Below are 22038 nucleotides of genomic sequence, written 5' to 3'. Positions count from 1 at the left end.
TAAATTTATTGAAAATGTAAAAATTAATAAATGCTTCATGTAATAAATAACCAATAAAAAATATCTAAGAATAAAAAAAACAGGGAGCTCGGATGAGCATTGCGCTTGGGCAGGGGGCGTTCATGTGGGGCATTGGCACAATATGCCAATTGCATCGGCTTCCTTTTGATCCTGAGCTTCTGTTAAAGCGAGTTACTCCTCCTTACGATAATGCTGTTTTGCAACGGACGTTGAAGGAGTTAGGTTTTAAGACTCATTCCAGCAGTAAGCCGCTTGCCGAATTACATCCTGCATCATTTCCCATATTGGTGATCCTAAAACCCGCCGATCAAGTAGCAAATTCTCCGTTAGAAACACCCATCTCCGATTCACCGGCTTCAGAATTAATAGAAGCTTCCTATTCCCTCGGACTAGTCCTCAAAATGGATCAGGAGCGCGTGCTGTTGCTCCTGCCAGAATCCAGCGTCCCCGTTACGGTTTCCATCGTTGAGTTCAATCAACGTTTTACTGGGGAAGTGATATTAGTGACTCCGGAGAAAAAGCCGCTGACGGATGATAACCATCAACCGGCCAAATTCGGCTTCAAGTGGTTCATCCCGGAACTGCTCAAGCACAAAAAAATCTGGCGTGAAATCCTGCTCGCCTCGTTTGCCATCCAGGTCGTGGCGTTGGCGACTCCTCTTTGCACCCAAGTCATCATCGACAAGGTCGTCGTCCATCATACTGTCAGCACGCTCATTGTCATTGCTGTGGCCCTGGGTATCTTCCTCGTCTTCAATGCTGCTATGGGCTGGGTCAGGCAATATCTGGTGTTGCATACCGGTAACCGCATCGACGCCGTTCTTGGGCATAAGGTCTTCGGCCATCTGCTGCACCTGCCCATGCGCTACTTCGACCATCGCCCCACCGGCACACTGGTGGCACGGCTGCATGGCATCGAAACCATCCGCGATTTCCTCGCAGGCAGCCTCATTACCTTGCTGCTGGATTTCCCTTTCCTGTTCGTTTTTCTTGCCATCATGTTCTGGTATAGCTGGCAGCTCACCCTGATCGCCCTGGCCGTCCTCACCCTGATCACCATCCTGAGCCTGGCGATTACCCCCTTGCTGCGCAAAAAGCTCAACCAGCAATTCCTCCTCGGCGCGCGTAACCAGGCGTTCCTGACCGAATATGTATCAGGCATGGAAACCGTCAAGTCCCTGCAGCTCGAACCCCAGCTTGAAAAACAATACGGCGACTACCTTGCAGCCTATCTCGCCAGCACCTTCGATTCAAAGCAACTTTCCAACACCTACAACACCGCCGCCAACACCCTGGACCAGGTACAGACCCTGAGCATCCTCTGCGCCGGTGCCTGGATCGTCATGCACAACCCTGAGTTCACCATCGGCATGCTCGTCGCCTTCCAGATGTTCTCCGGTAGGCTTTCCGGCCCAGTGTTGAGAATGGTTGGCATGTGGCAGGAATTCCAGCAGGCGGATATTGCCGTCAAGCGCCTGGGTGACCTCATGGATGCCCCCACCGAACCTTACTCCCTCATCCCCAAGCGTCTGGGCAGCCAGTCCGGCCTGATCCAGTTCAACGATCTCGGCTTCCGCTACAGCGAACACCACCCCTGGCTCTACCGTAACCTCAACCTCATCATCAAGCCCAACAAATGCACCGTCATCATGGGGCCCTCCGGTTGCGGCAAAAGCACCCTTGCCAAACTCATGCTCGGCTTTCAGCAACCCCAGGAAGGCAACATCACCCTGGATGGCAAGGACATCCGCCACCTCAGCGCCAATGAGCTCCGTCACCACTTCGGTGTCGTGCCGCAGGAAACCACCTTGTTCTCCGGTACCCTCTACGAAAATTTCACCCTAGCCAATCCGCATGCCAGCTTCGAGCAAATCATCCAGGCCTGCCAACTCGCAGGCATTCACGACACCATCGAAAAGCTCCCCGAAGCCTACAACACCCAGATTGGCGAACACGGCACCGGCCTCTCGGGCGGCCAGAAACAACGCATCGCCATTGCCAGGGCCCTACTCAGGCAACCTCGCATCCTCGTCTTTGATGAAGCTGTCTCCAACCTCGATCCGCACACTGCAGAACAATTCGCACAGACCATCAATCGGCTCAAGGGCAAGGTCACCATCATCTTCATCACCCACCAACTGCCAAAGGCATTGCAGGTGGATGAGGCGATATTACTGGGCAAGGAGAATGCAGAAACCTTGCAAGACAATGCAATGACTGAATCTCAACGATAAAAGGTTATCAACTGTGAAAGAAAAAACTTTAAAAAATATTGGGATATTGACCTTGTTATTTACGTTATCTGGATGCTTAGGATTGCTTCATGAAGGCTATCGAGAATGGCAGGAAGAAGTACAGCTCAATGATGGTCGTGTCATCGTCGTGACGCAAAAGAAAAAATGCAGCAGCGGCTACACCGGCAAGGAACAAGTGGCGTGTATTGCCAGGGAAACCTGGCTCACGATTAACCTGCCCGACTTCAGCGATCAGCCTATTACCTGGCATGAGCATTTAAAGGCTCGGGTGATCAACGTGGATCAGGGAGATTTATATATCGTGGGATTTCCACCTACTGGGCGTGAATATGAGTTATACGAGAAACCGGATCCTCCATTTGTTGCCTATCGTTGGGAGAAGCAAATGTGGGTGCAAATTCCTTTTGAGCAAGTGCCGGAATCTATTTATGACGTCAATATGCTATACGAAGGTATCCCGCCACCAGGCATCAAATATTTATCGTTAGAAAAGAAAGCTAGTAAAGAAGTAAATGGTAAGCCTACCTATAGACCTTGGGTGAGGCGAATTGATCCACAGAGAAAATTAAATCGATATTGAGTAAATAGGGAAGGGAAAAGGTAATGAGTAATCGTATAAATGATGAAGTTTATGCCATTTTGGCGGCCCATGTTTACAATGATGCTCGCGGGCCTCTTAACCTACTTGATGTAGGTGGATTAGGCTGGGTAAAACTACCTGAATCAGTATCGAATATGGAAAGCGATCCGTTAAGTAATGGATTTTCAGCCAGCGCATACCAAAAAGGCGATCAAATCGTCATCGCATTTAAGGGTACGGACTTTCTGATTGGAGTTAATAATGGTCAAACTGTATCGGATATATCAACAGATATCAGGCTTGGCTTAGGATTCGGCTCTGCGCAATTAACTGCCGCCGTTCTGTTTTATAAGGAAATAAAGGCTACCTATCTCAACACGGAAAATCCCAATATTGAAATTTCTTTCACAGGACATTCATTAGGTGCCGGCCTGGCCTCCCTAGTATCAGTATTGGTTAATGAACCTGCCGTAGTGTTTGCCAATGCGCCATTCGCTGCCTCAATTGCCAATCTAGGTATTATTCAAGGGTTGATTGATAACCCATTGATCACGGATCCAGGCATAAGAAACACGATGGATCAATTACTCATCCGCCAAGATAATCCGCCTACTGGCATCCCCGGACAACCTACCCAAACCTTATTCAGGAATGATGTTGTATTTAATGCAAGAGAGGCAAATGTTGCCAGCCATTATGTGAGTGGGGAGGTATTGAACAAGTATTTTGCCGATACTTTATTTGTTAATGGCAGTAATACGCCAATTCAGATTGGCAATGATGGAGCAGGATCAGTTGATTTACATTCGATTGTTTTGCATGCTGCACTGGCTTTGGAAGAAAACTTCAGGTTGAGCACGGTTCAGTTGCCAACACTACTTAGTCATATTTTTGATACCAATTTATATGCCAGAAATCTTGCCTTAGATGATCAAGACTTCCTGACGCACTTGTTGAAAGATCAAGTCAACCTTGGGGTCAATCATAATAATGGCATGTTGCATCAGTTTGCGCTTGATGCACTAAAAATCAATGGAGAGGTGGCGCTTAATAACTCCGCATTCAATCAGGCATTGATTGCTGCATTGATTGAAGATTATTACTTCATGGATAACGGGTTTACCCAATCCTTCTATGAAGTTTCGGGTGGCGGTATTGGATTTGATTTCAATCATATCAATAGTCCTGACCGTCTGAGCGATGCTTTGCTGCTGGCAGGCTTGCAAAGCGTGATGGGAAGCGAGTATGCCAAGGTGAATATCTCTGGTGTGCTTGACTATAAGTGGTATGTCAAAACCAGCGATGGCGTTATCGAGGCTAATGTCACCAATCATCAGGCTGTCTTCATGCTGGGTGGAAGCACAGCCGACATGTTGGTAGGCGGAGGTGGTAATGACGTTCTCTACGGCGGGGCAGGCAACGATGTACTCAATGGTGGATTGGGCAATGACACACTGATTGGCGGTGAAGGGGTTGATACCTATATTTTCAACAGTGGTGACCATGACACTATCATTGATAGCGATCGCAAGGGCTGGATCAAATATCGTGGCCTTGATGGGTCTGTGCAATATATAACACTTGCTGGCGCATTCATTGCAGCCACACAGCAAGGCAATCAATGGCAGTTTACCTTGCCAAGTGGCGGGGTTGCTACCTTGAGCCACAACTCCCCCTGGAAAATCACCATGCCCGACGGCAGCATTCTCGAATTGGGTGAAGATTTCGAGGATGGCGATTTCGGCATCCGGCTGTTTGACGACAACGCTACGCAGGCTACTTATGACCGTGAGATTCGCGGCGACCTGACTCCCTTGAACACGACATCAACCGATGAACTGGGCAATCTCATTGTCACTTCGACGGAAGCACCAGGCCGTGCGGACGTGTTATATGGCAGCGCTCAGAACGACCATATCCTTGGGCTGGCAGGCGATGATCACATTGAGGATTTCCGCGGCGGCGATGACAAGTTGGATGGCGGTGCAGGCAACGACCAGATTCTGGCGGGCGAGGGTGATGACATCTTGATTGGCGGCGATGGACAAGACCGCCTGTTCGGGCATGCCGGTGATGATTACCTTTATGCGCAGCAGGAAATCTCCCTGGAAGATGCCTTGATCTTGAACCAGACCCAGCAGGCTAGTGGCCTAAAAGGAGATTTTCTGGATGGCGGTCTGGGCGATGACGTCTTGATCGGTGATGCAGGCAATGACTTCCTGAACGGCTCCCACGGACACGATGCGCTGATCGGCGGTGGTGGCGATGACAACATGTATGGCGACGGGATTGCGACCAATGTACAGGCGGGTTGGTCTGTGAGCCGGGTGGTGACGACTGGCCAGGATGGCAACCTTTACGAGCATCAGTTTGCAAACGTCGATTTCCAGAGTTCGCACGAGGGAGGTAATGACCTCATGTATGGCGGGGCTGGTGACGATTGGATGTTTGGCGGCGTGGGCAACGATTACCTGGATGGAGGCACAGGCAACGATGTGTTGTTTGGTGAGGCAGGCAGCGATGTGCTCTATGGTGGGGATGGGGATGATGTACTCGTAGGCGATGACCCCGCGAACACCAGCGGTGCGGATGAAGGCGATGATTGGCTCTATGGCGGCAATGGTGATGATCGGTTATCTGGCAATGGCGGGAATGATCATCTCTACGGTGAAGCTGGCAGCGATACATTGAATGGCGGGACGGGGGATGACTATCTTGATGGAGGTGCAGGAGAGGATTATCTAGTAGGTGGCGATGGCCGGGATACCTTGATCGGGGGAGCGGGCGACGACCAGTTACAGGGGGGAGGCGGCAATGACATCCTGAATGGCGGCGATGGCGACGATATCCTCTATGGCGATGACGGGGATGACGAATTGACTGGCGGGGCTGGCATCGATTACCTCGATGGCGGTGCAGGCAACGATACGTATGTATTCAATTTGGGCGACAGTCCGGCAGGCCCCGACTTTTTGTTTGAAGGCATTGATGACACTAGCGGCAGTAATCGCCTGAAATTTGGTGCTGGCATCAGCAAAGATGCATTGGGGTTGCAGAATGCAGGCGAAGGATATCACCTGCTTTCATATTCTGAGAATGATCATATCGCTATTGCCGATGGTGCGATCAGCCAGGCCAGCTTTGCCGATGGCAGCGTATTGAGCTGGCGCGAGGTGGTTGGATCCAGCTTGGCGACTGCACTCAATATTACTGTGAGTCAAGCAGAAGCTTCTCTAATGGGAGGAGCCAATAATGATTACTTGAGAAGCTACGGCGGAGACGCGCACATTTCCGGGGGGCGCGGTAATGACACTCTAATCGGTAGTGGCGGCAATAACAGATACTACTACCATATCGGGGATGGAACAGACCTCATTGATGACATTGGCGGGCAAATAGATTACGACGACCAGCCGACCCCTAACCGGGTGATATTTGGGGCTGGTATCACGGTTGATGACCTTAAATTGAGCGTTGCCAAAGTAAATGGGCAGGATGTGATCAAGGTGTCGGTTGGTGATGACCCGAATGATACTTTGCTGCTGAAGAGATTTTTTCAAGAATCTACCCTTGAGGGTAAGGCGATTGATAAGTTCGAGTTCGCAGATGGCACAGTATGGACTCATGAGGAGTTATTGCTGCAAAAAGGTTTTGATATCGTGGCCTTGCAAGCAGGAGCGCTGACTGGCACTTCGGTTGTGGATAGGATGATAGGCAGCGCTGGCGACGATACGCTGGATGGCGGTCATGGCAATGACCAGATCACGGGCGGTACCGGCGATGATGTGTTGATCGGCGGTGAGGGCAATGATACCTATTATTTCTCGCTGGGTGATGGCGAGGATGCTATCGAGGATACTCAAGGATTCAACCGTATTGTATTTGGAGAGGGAGTTACCAAAGCCTCTATCCAGGCTGGGCAATATCAGGGGCTGGATGGCAGCTATTACCTGAATATTGAGTATGGCACTGCAGGCGATAGTGTCGCAATCAAGAATGGTTTGGCTGGAAGTATTCAAGAGTATTTGTTTGCCGATGGCTCTGTGTTGACGCATGAGGAGCTTGTCACGGCTGGCAATCTGCCTTATCTGGTTTATGGCACTTCAAATGATGACAATCTCTGGGGATCAGCTAATGATGATCAATTAGAGGGTGGTTTCGGAAATGACGTGATTCGGGCTCAGGCTGGGAATGATCAATTATGGGGTGGTCAAGGTAACGATAGTCTGTACGGTGGCGCAGGTGATGATGTATTGCATGGTGGCTCGGATAACGATTATCTAGAGGGAGGAGTAGGTAAAGATACTTACATTTTACATCGAGGGATGGGCATTGATACGATTGTTGATGGCAGTACCATTGAAACCAGTATTTTAAAATTGGATCAAGGAGTATCAGTATCAGATTTGAATTATCGGCAGCAAGGTGACGATCTCTTTCTTTATTTTAAGAGTAAGGTTGATGGGGTAATAATTAAGGACTATTACTCTGATAATCAGCTTTGGCAAGTACGAGATTCTACAGATAATTTATTAATGGATCTAGATGATTTAATAAGTAATGCTCCGCCAGAAATTTTAACTATTGAAAGCATGAGGGAGATTTATCTTGAGAGAGTTAAATCCCTCTATGCTGAAGTATTAACTAATCAAGGATATGAGCTAAATTCTGAGGGAAAATATACTAAAACATTTATTTATAAGTCTAATACTGAGTTTACTACCGAATATCGATACGAAAGTCTGGAATTCAAATACACTAATACAGAAGAGCAGTGGGCAGAGAGTCGTCCAACATATTTCATAAGTAGTGAATATGAATTGATTTCGTATGAACAACGTCCTCTTCAAACAGTATCTGGAGTGGGAAGTAGTAAGGTTGGTAGCCAATTGCAATATATCCCATATGGAACAGATCAACCTTTTGGTCAAAAATACCCAGGGGGAACCAATATTGTACTTGGTCCAAATGGGATGTGGATAACTCCTCTAGGAGGCCAGTTAGGATCATCGTATACGGTACAACCGGCAAATTTCGTTACTAGAGAGTACAGGCTTGATACGGTAATAACTGTTGATATTATCGAAACTGGATTAGAAGATGATTATTTCTTATTGAATGGTTATGCAACTATTGATGCAGGTGCAGGGGATGATGTCATTGATATTAGCCCTTATATGGATATGCAAATAAACTGGGAGACTAATTACGGCCAAAGTTTTTACCCGGATACCATGGAGCCATTTACCGATAAGAATTTAGGGTTGTTTTTATATGGGAATGATGGGGATGATCAAATTAGTGGCGGGAATGCTGATGACATTATTATTGGTGGAAATGGTAATGATTGGTTAGATGGACGAGGTGGTGGAGATACATATTTCATTCGTTTCGAGGATGAGGGGCGTGATGTAATTTTTGATACTGGGACTACAGAGCGTATATATATTGATACATATTTAAGTAGATATGCTGCTTGGTATTATCAATCACTAAACATACCTAATTGGACAAATAAATTTATTGATTATGGAAATACTGGCTCTCCTGATGGATTGCCAGAACTTCCGAAAATTTCACCAATAGATTATGAGCAGCTTAAGTTGTTGTACGATGCTGGGGTTTTAGGTGAGCAAGATACTGTTGAGTTTGGTGAAGGAATAAATTTATCTAATATTTCTATTTCATGGGGCCAGATCCCAGCAAATGGAGGATTGTGGAACAACGCATCCGAAGCAATCACTTTTATTGGGACTATGGATATTAGTTGGGGGAATGATAATCATGTGAGGATAGTCATGCCTGTCATGAATTTACACAATCTACCACAGGATGATGATGAGACTACTGGTTTATATTGGTTCCTTGGTGCAGGGGTTGAAAAGTTTAAATTTTCTGATGGCACAGTATTATCTATGTTGGATATGTTGGCTATCGCACCGCCAATGCCGGAATTTGATCCTTTTTCTGATTCTCCAGAGGGAGTTTTCTTTGAGTTGGGAATGGGTGAAAAGCAAGTTTCATATTTGTGGAAAAGCTGGATCAAGGGAGGGGACGGAGTTGATGCTGAGAGTTTGACAGTAGATCGCCAAGGAAATGATCTTGTAATCAGCCATGTAAATGGAGTTGATAGTCTAAGAATGCTTGGATGGTATAGCAATAATCCTGATGCTCCTGTGTTAATGGGCGCGGAATTTTCCTCGCAGCATGGTCCTGTTTTATGGAAAACAAAATATTTGACATTATTTGGTGATAACAAGGTTATTGGTGATTCTCAAAATAACCTACTTCAAGCAGATATGAATACTCCTACCTTACTAAGAGGAGAAGCGGGTGATGATCAATTAATTGGTGGGAGTGAAGATGACATTCTGGATGGGGGAACGGGAAATGATACATTAAATGGTGGGGAAGGTAATGATTTAATGTATGGTGGTGTTGGGGATGATGTTTATTATGTTGATTCTATATTTGATGTCGTTTATGAATATGAGGGGCAAGGGAACGATACCATTTATAGTTCTGTAACGTATGGCATAGGCAGTTTCCATGATGAGGAAGGTAATTATATTCTTTTCTCAAATGTAGAAAATTTAGTCCTCATTGGTGACGATGATATTGATGCGTATGGGGGCTTTAATTCTGAATTGAATACGATTACGGGCAATAGTGGGAATAATTACATTAATGGTGGAGGGGGCAATGATCTCCTGCAGGGAGGATTGGGTGACGACACCTATTACATTGGCTGGTATTACGGAACCAATATCATCATGGATACTGGAGGCAACGACACCATTCAATTTGGATATGGTGTTGCCTCACAGGATGTCAAAGTATTCCGCGATCAGCAGCATATCTATCTAACCCATGATTATGTAAATTCGTTGAGTGAACTGCTTGGTAGTCCCAATGCTAATTACGTGGTCATGACAGGTGGTGCTTGGCATTTGGGTGGTGCGAACTTAAAGATAGAGTCTGTAAAGTTTGATAATGGCACGATCTGGACAGCACAGGATGTCTGGAAGAAAGCCAATACTTCTACGGCAGGTGCTGATTGGATAGCGGACAACATTTTTATGGGCTTCCCTACCTCCAATGATTACTTGCGTGGCCTTGCCGGTGATGATGTGATCGACACCTACGATGGAAACGATATTCTTGATGGGGGCGATGGGGATGACACATTAGGTGTTTCATTCGGGAACAGTGGCCGCAAAGTGTTCTTTGGCGGAGAGGGCAATGACACCATCACTGATGGTGCGCAAAATGGTCTATTAATTGGCGGCAAAGGCAATGATCTTCTGACTACTGGCTCCGGTAAGGATATCATCTCCTTCAATCTTGGTGACGGTCAGGACCTCGTCAATGTCTCTACCGGTCTGGACAACACCTTGAGCCTGGGAGGCGATATTTCCTATGACAGCCTGAGTTTCAGCAAATCTGGCAACAACCTTATCCTCAATGTCAGCGGTTCCGACAGCATCACCTTCAAGGACTGGTATGCCTCGACCAACAACCGATCCGTGACTAACTTGCAGGTGATTGCTGAAGCGATGACTGATTTTGATGCCGGTGGTAGCAATACGCTGTTGGATAACAAAGTTGAGCGGTTCAATTTTGCAGGGTTGGTGAATCAGTTTGATGCGGCCCGTGCTGTAAATAGTAACCTGACTAGCTGGTCTTTGACTAATGCCTTACTAAGCTTCCATCTTGGCGGGAGTGATACCGTTGCAATAGGTGGTGATTTGGCCTACCAATACGGTCTGAATGGTAACTTGACGGGTATTGGTTTGCTGGCTGCGCAAAACGTTATCAGCTCAACGCAGTTTGGTCAGAGTGCGCAAACACTCAATGCGTCCAGCACCTGGCAAGCAGACGCTGTCAAATTGGGATAGTGGTTGATGTTGCCATCCTTTAAGCAAGCAAAGGCTTCCGCAGAGAGGCCGGTATCGCAGCAGGCTCTGGACTTTGCACCAGGGCTGCTGCAAATCCAGGAGCAATTGCCTTCTCCTTTACCGCGAATGGTATTGAGGGGCCTATTGCTCTTATTACTTGCCCTGATTGTATGGGCGATGTTTGGCCGCCTCGATGTTGTTGCTGTTGCCGAGGGCAAACTGATTCCTTCCACTTATCTTAAAATTGTTCAACCCGCAGAGGCGGGCATCGTACGTGAAATCTCGGTGCGTGACGGTCAGCATGTGCAAGCGGGACAAGTGCTGGTACGCATGGATGCCAATATTTCGGAGGCTGATAGCAAATCTATTCAGCAGGCGCGTGAATACAAAGTGCTGGAGTTGCGCAGGGTGGAGGCTGAAATCCATAATCGTCCATTAGAGAGGCAGTCAAAGGATTCACCTGAGTTGTTTTCTCGCATTCTTTCAGAGTATCACTCTAATCGTCTTGCACTGGATGACAGTATCCAAACCGAAAAAGCGGCGTTACAAAAATCCAAGTATGACTTGGCTGCCACGTTGGAATTACAGCGCAAGCTGGAGGAAACCCTGCCTAGCTATAAAGTACAGGAAGCTGCTTATGAAAAACTCGGTAAGGTAGGGTTTGTCGGGAGCCTCATGGTGCTGGACAAACAACGCGAGCGTATTGAAAAAGAGCAAGACTTCCATGCCCAGCAATACAATGCAGAAAGCCTGAGAGCCAACATCCTGCAATCTGAAAGACGGATTTCCCAGATTATTTCTGATTACAAACGCAAGCTTGAGGCTGAGCGCGTCAGCACCTATGCCGAGGTACAGCGCTTGGACCAGGAATGGGCCAAGCAGGCCCACCGTAATAGCCTGTTGGAGCTTCGTGCTCCTCAATCCGGCATTATCAAGGACTTGGCTACCCATACGCCTGGCACTGTTGTTTCACCGGGCACTGTCCTCATGACTTTGGTGCCAAATGATGAACAGTTGCTGGCTGAAGTGTGGGTCAAGAATACTGATGCTGGTTTTGTGAGAACAGGCCAGGAAGTCCAGCTGAAATTGATGGCTTACCCTTTCCAGAAATACGGTATGGTCACAGGCGAAGTGTTGCAGCTGAGTGCTGATTCCACTGATCGATCTTCTGGCAATAATAATCAACAGACCGGAGCTGAAGCGTCTCAACCTGCTAGTGCACAGTTCTCTTATCGAGCACTTCTCAAACTTCAGTCACAACATCTTGTATTTGATCGTGACCATTTAACGCTGGCACCGGGGATGCAAGTGGCAGCGGAAATCAAGCTGATTGATCAAACCATCATGGAGTATGTCTTGTCGCCAGTCAGGAAGGCTTTCCATGAGGCTGCAAGAGAGCGCTGAAACAGTCGCTCTCCATTAGCATTGTTAATGCGCCAGGTGTAAGCCGCACTCGCGGTTTTCTTCACCCTTGGTGGGGTCGAAGTAGTCGAAGTTGTTGGGCAGATTATTGGCGGTCAGGTATTGGTATAGGTCTTTGGAGGTCCAGTGCAGTAGCGGAGCTACCTTGATCAGGCCATCCGGATTGATACTGACGGGGTCCATTTGGGCTCGCACTGCGGTATCTGTGGCACGTAGCGCAGTGAACCAGACCTCGGGCGCGGTTTCACGCAAGGCTCTCGTAAAGGGTTCCAGTTTTACTTCTTCAGTAAATGCGGCATGTCGAGGATCATCCAGGTCTGGCACTAGGCCATCAATGGCTTCACGATGTGCGCGCGAACGCTTGGGCAGATAGATGGTGAGGTTGAGGTTAAGCTGTTTGCTGACTTCGTCAGCAAAGCGGTAGGTGGCTTCTGTGTTGTAGCCACTGTCCATCCAGATCACAGGGGTCTCGGGCTTGACCTTGGCGACCATATGCAAAATAACGGCTTCAAATGGACGAAAGTTGGTGGTGCAGATCGCTTTTTTGTTCAGGTTTAATGCCCATTCCACCAGTTTTTCAGCCTGGTGACCAAGTTCTGCATTGATTTTTTCCAGATCCAATTCCATGTAAAGCTCCAATCTAGGGATGTGCTGACCATGTCAGCTTGCGTAAGGTGATATTGTAACAAAGCTCGCTTATCTCAATATGGACTTTGGTCCATTAATATTCAAGCAGCTCTGAGGTTGCGCTTGGTTTTATGATGCAATAGGCTATGGATTCATAGGGTTGAAGGGGATAAGGTGTTTACTGCCATATTGCATCAGCAGATAAAACGGAGTCTGACGGGTTTGCCTGTATCGGTGAGATGGGGTGAGCAGGCTGTGGTTGATCATCCTGATCCCAAAGTAACTATTCTGGTTAACGATACCAAGGTGCTTAGCATTCTCGCCCAACCCACACTGGGCGGCCTGGCCCGTGCTTATGTGGAGGGCTGGGTCGACTTGCTGGGGAGTGCCAAGGATATTCTCTCGCTGGGCCAGGCCTACTGCGGTACAGATGCCAGTGCTCATGCAGAATCCCGCAAGGACTGGCGATGGTGGCGGCATACACGCAGCCGAGATCGACGCAATATCCACTATCACTACGATGTGTCTGATGATTTCTATGGGCTATGGCTGGACCAGCAACGTATCTATTCCTGTGCCTATTTTGAAAATTGGGATGATAGTCTGGAGGTGGCGCAACAACAAAAGCTGGATCATATCTGTCGCAAGCTCATGCTTAAACCGGGTGAGAATCTGCTGGATATTGGCTGCGGTTGGGGTGGGTTGATGTTGAGGGCCGTGGAGCAATACGGTGTAGACGCCGTCGGTATCACCTTATCTGAAAACCAGCATGCCTACGTGACAGCCCAAATACAGCGACGTCAGTTACAAGGCCGGGTGGAGGTGCGGTTAATGGATTACCGTGATCTACCTGAGGATGAGTCCTTTGATAAGATTGCCAGTGTCGGTATGTTTGAGCATGTGGGGCGACGTCATCTGCGACGGTATTTCGATAAGATATTTCGCCTGCTCAGGCCCGGGGGATTGGTGATGAACCACGGTATCACATCTGTGGCCCTGAAGAGTGGCGGCCTCGGTAGCGAGATTGGAGTATTTATTAACGATTATGTATTTCCCGGTGGTGAGTTGACCCATGTGTCCCAGGTCATGGCGGAACTTTCTGCCGCAAGCCTGGAGCCATTGGATGCCGAAAATCTGCGCCCGCATTATGGCAAGACTTTATGGGCGTGGGTAGAGCGGTTGGAAGCTCACCGTGAGGAGGCTGTGCAATTGATAGGGGAGCGCAATTACCGCATATGGCGCATTTATATGGCAGGGTCTGCATTTTCTTTTGATCGCAATTGGCTAGCGCTTTTCCAGATTCTCGCAGGCAAGCCTCATGCCGACGGTCATCTGGACTATCCTTATAACCGTCAGCATGTCTATGCCGTATAGCACATTTGAGCGCGTATAATTCCTAGCCTATATTTCTTTGATGATGCGGTCATGCCGCAATTGACTGGCTGACCATTCATGATGCGTACTTCCTCGATACTTACGGTGTATGTGCTGGCTGCACTGACTGCGCTAGCGCCTTTTGCCATTGATACCTATCTGCCGGCCTTCCCCATGATGGAGCATGACCTGCATGCCTCTACTGTCGATATCCAGCATAGCCTGACGCTGTATCTTTTGCCGTATGCATTCATGACATTGTTTCATGGCGCTATCAGTGATGCGATTGGGCGTATCGCCACCATCCGCTGGGGATTGAGTATTTTTATCCTGGCATCAATAGGCTGTGTGTTTGCGCCCAATGTAGAAACGCTCTGGGTATTCCGCATTTTGCAGGGACTTTCCGGCGGGGCGGGCAATGTAGTGGCACGCGCCATGGTGCGTGACTTGTTTGAAGGCGTGCAGGCACAACGTGTGATGGCCACAGTGCAAATGCTGTTCGTGATTGCGCCTGCCATCGCTCCCATTATCGGTGGGGTCATGCTAGGCATACACTGGCAGGCGATCTTTGCTTTTCTTGCCCTCTATGCAGCCTTTGCGTTGTGGGCGGCAATAAAATACCTGCCAGAAACCATGCCAGTGGAAAAGCGCCAGCCACTGTCTGCCAGGCGCGTCATACAGAATTATCAGCAAGTGTTCAGTCATCGCGAATTCAGTTTGTTGGTGTTTGCCATTGGCGCCACTTTCTCGGCCTTCTTCCTATATGTACTTGCCAGCCCGGTATTCCTGATTCAGCAACTGGGGCTGACATCGCAGCAATTTGCCTATATGTTTATCCCTACCGTGTGCGGCAGCGTATTCGGCTCTTTACTGGCAAAGCGTGTCGCTGGCAGGTTTTCTCCGCAGACAATCTTGAAGTTTGCTTATGGCTGGATGGCCGTGCTTGCGGCTGCCAACGTGGCGGTTAGTGCGTTGCCCTTTATTCATGCAAGCCTGAATATATTGCCTATTGCCTTGTTTACGATTGGCATGGCGCTTGTTATGCCCATACTTTCAGTGAGTGCGCTGGATTGCCACCCCAAGATACGTGGTACTGCGGCTTCAGGCCAGGCATTCATGCAAATGCTGTTATCTACGGTGTCAGCTGGCATGGTGGTGCCACTGGTGTGGAGTCATCCGCTGGGATTGGCTAGTGCCATGGCCGCTTATTTAATGCTGGGTTGGCTGGCTATCCGCCGCAGCCATTTGTTTGATCAACAACAGGTGGTTTGAATCTTCAGGGACTGATGTCAGATCAGTGGGAGATTCACTGCATCGTCATGCTTTTTTAGCCACAATTGGCGTAGACATTTATAATACGGCCTTTTCTGACATATGCTGCTAGCAGCGCGTTGTCATCCAGATTTCCTATTAGTGAGGTATGCATGATTATCAAACCCCGTGTACGTGGCTTTATTTGCGTCACCGCTCATCCGGCAGGCTGCGAGGCCAATGTCAAGCAACAGATAGACTACGTGCAGCAGCAAGGCGCTGTGGCTCATGGCCCCAAACGGGTATTGGTGATTGGATCCTCTACTGGATACGGCCTGGCCGCACGTATCACCGCGGCGTTTGGCAGTGATGCTGCAACCCTGGGGGTGTTCCTGGAGCGTGCGGGGGACGCGGGCAAACCCGGGTCTGCTGGCTGGTATAACTCAGCCGCTTTTCATCAGTTTGCTGAAGCCAAAGGGCTGTATGCGCATAGCATTAATGGCGATGCTTTCTCGGATGCAGTCAAACAACAGACGATAGACATCATCAAGCGAGACTTGGGGCAGGTTGATCTGGTGGTATACAGTCTGGCTTCTCCACGTCGTACCCATCCAACAACGGGTGAAGTGTTCAATTCCGTGCTGAAGCCTATTGGCAAAACCATTAGCCAACGTGGACTGGATACTGATAAGGAAGTGGTGAAGGACAACGTCATTGAAGCGGCTACCCAGCAGGAAATTGATAATACCGTTGCGGTGATGGGCGGTGAAGATTGGCAGATGTGGATTGATGCGCTGAGAGAAGCCGGTGTCCTGGCCGAAGGCGCAAAAACCACAGCCTTTACCTATCTGGGTGAGAAGATCACGCATGATATCTACTGGAACGGCACTATCGGCGCTGCCAAGAAGGATCTTGATGATCGGGTGCTGAATATACGTGCAAGCCTCGCCGCCAAGGGTGGTGATGCGCGAGTTGCCGTGCTCAAAGCCCTGGTAACCCAGGCAAGCTCGGCTATCCCGATGATGCCACTTTATCTGTCTTTGTTATTCAAGGTCATGAAACAGGCCGGCACACATGAAGGGTGTATAGAGCAGGTCTACGGGCTATATAAAGATAGTCTTTATGCCGAACACCCCATTCTTGACGAAGAGGGGCGCTTACGTGCGGATTACAAGGAACTTGAGCCTGCCATCCAGAACCAGGTGGTGGCATTGTGGGATCAGGTGACGAATGACAACATTTATGAGTTGACTGATTTTGCAGGGTACAAGGCTGACTTCCTGCGCCTGTTTGGTTTTGGCGTTGAAGGCGTGGACTACGAGGCAGATGTGAACCCCGAGGTATCGATTGCTAAGTTGAGCGCAGTCTAAACTAGGTTGTTTAGATAATAAAAAAGCCCACCTAGGTGGGCTTTTTTATTGAACTTGGAGAGTTTTTTTTACTCAACCAGCAGGTCGCGTTTACCTGGTGTACCATTATTCGAATCAGCATCAGGCATTGGTGCCTTGCGTCCTGTAATGGCCGGCCAGATTTCCGCTAGGCGCGCATTCAGAGCAATAAATTCCTGTTGATCTTCCGGTACGTCATCTTCAGAGAAGATCGCTTCTGCTGGGCATTCCGCCACGCACAGCGTGCAATCTATGCACTCATCCGGATTGATGGCCAGGAAATTTGGACCTTCAACAAAACAATCCACCGGGCAAACATCCACGCAGTCGGTGTATTTACACTGGATGCAATTTTCAGTTACAACGTAAGCCATTTATATTCCTCGTATGGTACTTCGCTATATTCCAGACAGCGCTGAATTATAAACGATATAAAACACAATATTTATTGATTCTATTGATAAGGTATTTTCATTTGGCACATACACCTCAAGCCTGAATCATGCCTGCGCCGACCGTATTATTGGTTGATTCATCAATGATGATAAACGCCCCAGTGGCACGGTTAGTGGTATAAGCATCGACCATCAGTGGTTGGGCCAGCTTAAAGCTTATGCTGGCAATGTCGTTCATACTCAGGCTGCCTTCTGCAGACAGCTTTTCTGTGGTGTTCACGTCAATTTTATAGGCAATCTCGCCGACCTTGGCCTTGGATTCGCGCGTGGTATGGCGAATGATATAGGTGCGGGCAGGGGATAGTGCTGTTTCTGACAACCAGCAGACCATGGCATTGATTTGTTTGACCGGTTCCGGCGCATCAGATTTTTTCACGATCATGTCACCGCGGGAAATATCAATTTCATCTTCCAGCAGGATGGTGACTGATTGTTCTGTGATGGCGCGTTGTAGTTTTTCTTCACCAATCTGGATAGATTTTACCTTGGAACTCAAACCAGATGGCAAGGCAGTGACTTCATCACCAACGGTGATATCACCGGATTCAATGCGGCCCATAAAACCACGGAAGTCATGTAGTTCAGGGTTGTCTGAAGCATGTGGGCGGCAGACAAACTGAACCGGGAAGCGGAAGGACTCATGCTGTTCAGAGTGCGCGGCAGGAGCGGATTCCAGCAATTCCAGCATGGTGGGACCTTGGTACCATGGCATGGAGGTACCACGGTCTACGAGCATGTCACCATTCAATGCAGACATTGGTACAAAAGTGATGTCATGACCCGCACGCTGCAGGCCAATTTGCTCGGCAAACTCCAGGTAGCTGGCGCGAATACGCTCATACTCTGCCTGGGAATAGTCCACCAGATCCATCTTGTTGATGGCGACCACGATATGCGGAATACCAACCAGCTGTGCCAAGTAGGAGTGGCGACGAGTTTGAGTCAAAACGCCCTTGCGCGCATCAATCAGGATGATGGCCAGGTTGGCAGTCGATGCTGCGGTGACCATGTTACGGGTGTATTGCTCGTGGCCAGGGGCATCGGCGATGATGTATTTGCGCGTACCGGTACTGAAATAGCGGTAGGCCACATCAATGGTAATGCCTTGCTCGCGCTCGGCTTGCAGGCCATCGGTCAGCAGTGACAAGTCCACTACATCCAGGCCGCGCTTGTTTGAGGTGCGTTCCATCTGGGTCAGGGTATCTGCCAGGATGGTCTTGGTGTCGAACAGCAGGCGACCGATTAATGTGCTTTTGCCATCATCCACGCTGCCGCAGGTCATGAAGCGCAACAGGCTGTCGTTATGCACTGGAAGATTTTCTATTTTGGACATCTGGATACTCTTTAAACTTGTCACGGGGCGGATGAAGCAATGCTGCTCTATCCTCGTTATTGTTGTCAGGCCGTTGAACTAGAAATAGCCTTCCTTCTTGCGCTGCTCCATTGAAGCATCGGAAGTCTGGTCATCCAGTCGAGTGGCACCACGTTCAGTAATGGTAGTGGTGGCGGTTTCCAGCACGATTTTGCCCAGCGTATCTGCGTCACTGATCACCGGTGCTGTGCAGGTGATATCGCCTACGGTACGGAAGCGTACCTGGATGTTCTGCACCTCTTCACCTGGTTTGGGCTGATTAATTACTTCGCCATTGGTCAGTGGCACGTTGACCGGGAAAATGCTGCCATTCCGCATGACGATGTCGCGGTTGTGCGCAAAATAGATGCTGGGCAGTTCCAGTTGTTCACGCTCTATATATTGCCACACGTCCATTTCCGTCCAGTTGGAAATCGGGAATGCACGAATATTCTCACCTTTGTGGCTGCGAGCATTATAGAGATTCCATAATTCTGGGCGCTGATTCTTGGGATCCCATTGGCCAAACTCATCACGAAAACTCATGATACGTTCCTTGGCGCGGGCTTTTTCCTCATCACGACGCGCACCGCCAATGCAGCAATCAAACCCAAACTCTTCAATCCCTTCCAGCAGGGTCACGGATTGATGCTTGTTGCGTGACTCATCGGCAGACTTGAGCACAACACTGCCACGTTTGATGGAGTCTTCAACCGAACGCACGATGAGGCGCTCTCCCAGTTCAGCCGCGCGTTGGTCACGGAAGTTGATGACTTCCTGGTAGTTATGGCCAGTGTCGATGTGCATGAGCGGGAAAGGAAAGCGGCCAGGGCGGAATGCTTTTTCTGCCAGGCGCAGTATGCACAATGAATCCTTGCCGCCGGAGAATAGCAAGACCGGATTGGCGCATTGCCCAGCCACTTCACGCAGGATATGGATAGCTTCGGCTTCCAGCCAGTCAAGGTGGGAAAGGGGTTGTTTGGTCAAAGTCGTCATATAATTTTGTGCTGAAAGTTGTTGCTGTTTGTCAGCTCACATCTCCAGTAAATATTCCTAAACTAAACTACATTGCTCTAGTGGGCATTGGCCTTGTGGTAACCAATACTCGCATTATGTACTGACTTATTGCGGGGCTATCTGGCGGTTAACGCGGCGCCATACTGGCTGGTTAATATCGACCGCGCCCTGATATGGCTGGCTGAAATCCTGCAAGCTGGCCAGTGCGTCTTCGGCCGAGCGGTCAGCCCGGATCAGGTAGCTGTTAAAGCCACAACGCTTGAGGAAGAACAGCTGGTCACGCAAGACGTCACCAAATGCACGCAGATCGTTATTGTAGTGATAGCGGGTACGCAACAGATTGCCAATGGAAAAAATGCGGCCATCGGCAAAACGCTCAACGTGCACGGCAATCAATGGCAGGCTATTGATATCATCAATCGCCGATGCTAGGTCTTCTACCAGTTCGTGGGTGTCCAGCCATATACCCAGCTCTCCGTTGGCATGGCGTGGCGCCAGCTCTTCCTTGCGTGCTAACCATACAGAGAGGGGTACCAGAATCTTGCCGCTGGAAGGGATGACAGTACTGGCAATCTGCTCGGCATTATGCGTGGCTTCGCCGGTCAGCTTGAACAGCACGACCTTGCCAGCCTGTTTTTTGACCGCCTCTTCAACTACCGGCATGGTGACCAGTGTCCACTCATCATCCACGATGGCGTTGTTGAGAATCAGGTTGGACTTGTTAGGCATGAGCTGCCTCCTTCTTTTTCTCGCCGTACACATGCAGCTTGAATGGTGCTACACCAATACGACGTACGGTATCGATAAAGCGTTCTTCCGGAGTGCGTTCGCGTACATAGACATCAATCAGCTTCTGTATCACGCCTGGCATTTCCTCGGCAGCAAACGATGGGCCGAGCACGGTACCCAGGCTGGCATCATTGCCTTGCTTGCCGCCTATGGTGACCTGGTACCATTCTGAACCGTCTTTATCTACCCCCAGAATGCCGATATGGCCGATATGGTGGTGACCGCATGCATTCATGCAGCCAGAAATGTTAAGTTCCAGGTCGCCGATATCATAGAGGTAATCGAGATTATCAAACTGCATCTGGATGGCTTCTGCAATCGGGATGCTCTTGGCATTAGCCAGTGAGCAAAAATCGCCGCCTGGGCAGCAAATAATGTCTGTCAGCAGGCCAATGTTGGAAGTAGCCAGACCAGCTAAACGGGCTTTTTCCCACAACGCATAAAGATCACCGAGTTTGACATCTGCCAGAATCAGGTTTTGCTCATGGGTAACGCGCAGCTCACCAAAGCTGTATTCATCTGCAAAGTCAGCGACGGTATACATCTGCTCTGACGTGGCATCACCAGGGGCTTGACCATGCGTCTTGAGTGACAGTGTCACTGCGCGATAGCCTGGTTGCTGGTGTGCATGCGTATTGCGCTTGACCCATGCAGCAAAGGCCGGATTGCTCGCTACGGCGCTGTCAAAAGAAGCATCGTGTGCCGGCAAGGTTTCATAAGGCATTTTTGTGAAATGCTTGGCAACACGTTCCAACTCGGTCTCGGTAATAGTGTTAGGGGTATCCTTGAGGTATTGCCATTCCTCTTCCACCTGACGGCTGAATTCTTCTATGCCCAGTGCTTTCACCAGAATCTTGATGCGTGCCTTGTAGGCATTGTCACGGCGACCATGCAGGTTGTAGACGCGGATGATGGCTTCGCAATAGGTCAGCACATGTTGCCATTCCAGATGTTCGCGCACCACGGAACCCAGGATAGGTGTACGTCCCAAGCCACCACCTGCCCAGACGCGGATTGCCATCTTGTTCTCGGCATCTGGATAAAACTCCAGGCCGATATCATGCGCCTGGATAATGGCTCTATCTTCCTTGGTGCCGGAAACGGCGATCTTGAACTTGCGCGGCAGCAGGGCAAATTCCGGGTGGAAGGTACTCCACTGGCGGATGATCTCGGCAATCGCACGCGGATCAATGACTTCATCGGGGGCTACGCCCGCAAACTGGTCGGCGGTAATGTTGCGGATGCAATTGCCTGACGTCTGGATCGCGTGCATTTCCACTGTCGCCAGCTCGGCCAGGATTTCAGGCACATCTTCCAGCTTGGGCCAGTTCAACTGCAGGTTTTGGCGGGTACTGAAATGGCCGTAGTTGCGGTCATAGCGTTTGGCAATGTCACCCAGCTTGCGCAGCTGCCTGGAGGCAAGCATGCCGTAAGGGACGGCAATACGCAGCATGGGCGCGTGGCGCTGAATGTATAGGCCATTTTGCAGGCGTAGAGGGCGGAATTCTTCGTCGGTTAGTTCACCGATAAGAAAGCGACGTGTCTGGTCGCTGTACTGTTTGACGCGCTCGTCTACGATAGCCTGGTCAATTTCGTCGTATTTATACATG

Annotated in this window: 13 protein-coding genes; 7 read left to right on the top strand and 6 right to left on the bottom strand. The window is 49.3% G+C overall.

Annotation, left to right across the window (positions count from 1 at the left end; genetic code table 11):
• Nucleotides 1-92: 92 nt before the first annotated feature.
• From LG201_RS04825 to LG201_RS04810, 4 genes are read left to right on the top strand one after another with little or no spacing between them, the layout of a single operon-like run.
• Complete coding sequence (locus LG201_RS04825) at nt 93-2255, top strand: peptidase domain-containing ABC transporter (protein ID WP_226771028.1); 2163 nt, start codon at nt 93-95, stop codon at nt 2253-2255.
• 13 nt (nt 2256-2268) lie between these two features.
• The gene (locus LG201_RS04820; RefSeq protein WP_226771027.1) at nt 2269-2856 is read left to right on the top strand and encodes a hypothetical protein; all 588 of its coding nucleotides are present in this window, start codon (nt 2269-2271) and stop codon (nt 2854-2856) included.
• A 23-nt stretch (nt 2857-2879) separates the two neighbouring features.
• Nucleotides 2880-10754 (top strand): calcium-binding protein, encoded by a 7875-nt coding sequence (locus LG201_RS04815; RefSeq protein WP_226771026.1) that lies wholly within the window; start codon nt 2880-2882, stop codon nt 10752-10754.
• A 6-nt stretch (nt 10755-10760) separates the two neighbouring features.
• The gene (locus LG201_RS04810) at nt 10761-12158 is read left to right on the top strand and encodes an HlyD family type I secretion periplasmic adaptor subunit (RefSeq protein ID WP_226771025.1); all 1398 of its coding nucleotides are present in this window, start codon (nt 10761-10763) and stop codon (nt 12156-12158) included.
• 24 nt (nt 12159-12182) lie between these two features.
• Here LG201_RS04810 and LG201_RS04805 read toward each other — a convergent pair whose 3' ends face one another.
• The gene (locus LG201_RS04805) at nt 12183-12803 is read right to left on the bottom strand and encodes a phosphoadenosine phosphosulfate reductase domain-containing protein (protein WP_226771024.1); all 621 of its coding nucleotides are present in this window, start codon (nt 12801-12803) and stop codon (nt 12183-12185) included.
• Nucleotides 12804-12977: 174 nt separating this feature from the next.
• On the opposite strand from LG201_RS04805, the gene LG201_RS04800 reads away from it, so the two are divergent.
• The 3 genes from LG201_RS04800 to fabV all read left to right on the top strand — a co-directional run bounded on the left by LG201_RS04800 (nt 12978) and on the right by fabV (nt 16798).
• On the top strand, nt 12978-14177 hold the full coding sequence (locus LG201_RS04800; RefSeq protein WP_226771023.1) for a class I SAM-dependent methyltransferase: 1200 nt from the start codon (nt 12978-12980) through the stop codon (nt 14175-14177).
• Nucleotides 14178-14255: 78 nt separating this feature from the next.
• A complete protein-coding gene (locus LG201_RS04795; RefSeq protein WP_226771022.1) occupies nt 14256-15449 on the top strand; it encodes a multidrug effflux MFS transporter in 1194 nt (397 codons plus the stop codon).
• Between the two features lie 152 nt (nt 15450-15601).
• Entirely contained in the window at nt 15602-16798 is a 1197-nt protein-coding gene (fabV, locus tag LG201_RS04790) for an enoyl-ACP reductase FabV (RefSeq protein ID WP_226771021.1), read from the top strand.
• A gap of 68 nt (nt 16799-16866) precedes the next feature.
• On the opposite strand, the gene fdxA is transcribed toward fabV, so the two are convergent.
• From fdxA to LG201_RS04765, 5 genes are all read right to left on the bottom strand, one after another.
• Complete coding sequence (fdxA, locus tag LG201_RS04785; RefSeq protein WP_226771020.1) at nt 16867-17190, bottom strand: ferredoxin FdxA; 324 nt, start codon at nt 17188-17190, stop codon at nt 16867-16869.
• 115 nt (nt 17191-17305) lie between these two features.
• Entirely contained in the window at nt 17306-18604 is a 1299-nt protein-coding gene (cysN, locus tag LG201_RS04780; RefSeq protein ID WP_226771019.1) for a sulfate adenylyltransferase subunit CysN, read from the bottom strand.
• A 78-nt stretch (nt 18605-18682) separates the two neighbouring features.
• Complete coding sequence (gene cysD, locus LG201_RS04775; RefSeq protein WP_226771018.1) at nt 18683-19618, bottom strand: sulfate adenylyltransferase subunit CysD; 936 nt, start codon at nt 19616-19618, stop codon at nt 18683-18685.
• Between the two features lie 126 nt (nt 19619-19744).
• Nucleotides 19745-20368, bottom strand: a complete 624-nt coding sequence (locus tag LG201_RS04770) for a DUF934 domain-containing protein (RefSeq protein WP_226771017.1) — start codon at nt 20366-20368, stop codon at nt 19745-19747.
• The gene (locus LG201_RS04765) at nt 20361-22037 is read right to left on the bottom strand and encodes a nitrite/sulfite reductase (RefSeq protein WP_226771016.1); all 1677 of its coding nucleotides are present in this window, start codon (nt 22035-22037) and stop codon (nt 20361-20363) included. Before LG201_RS04765 ends, LG201_RS04770 begins: the two co-directional genes overlap by 8 nt.
• Between the last annotated feature and the right edge of the window lies 1 nt (nt 22038).

The sequence above is a fragment of the Methylobacillus gramineus genome (genome assembly GCF_020532675.1).
Lineage (GTDB): Bacteria > Pseudomonadota > Gammaproteobacteria > Burkholderiales > Methylophilaceae > Methylobacillus > Methylobacillus gramineus.
The sequence above is the reverse complement of the archived record's forward strand: the minus strand, read 5'-3'. Positions and strand labels throughout refer to the sequence as shown.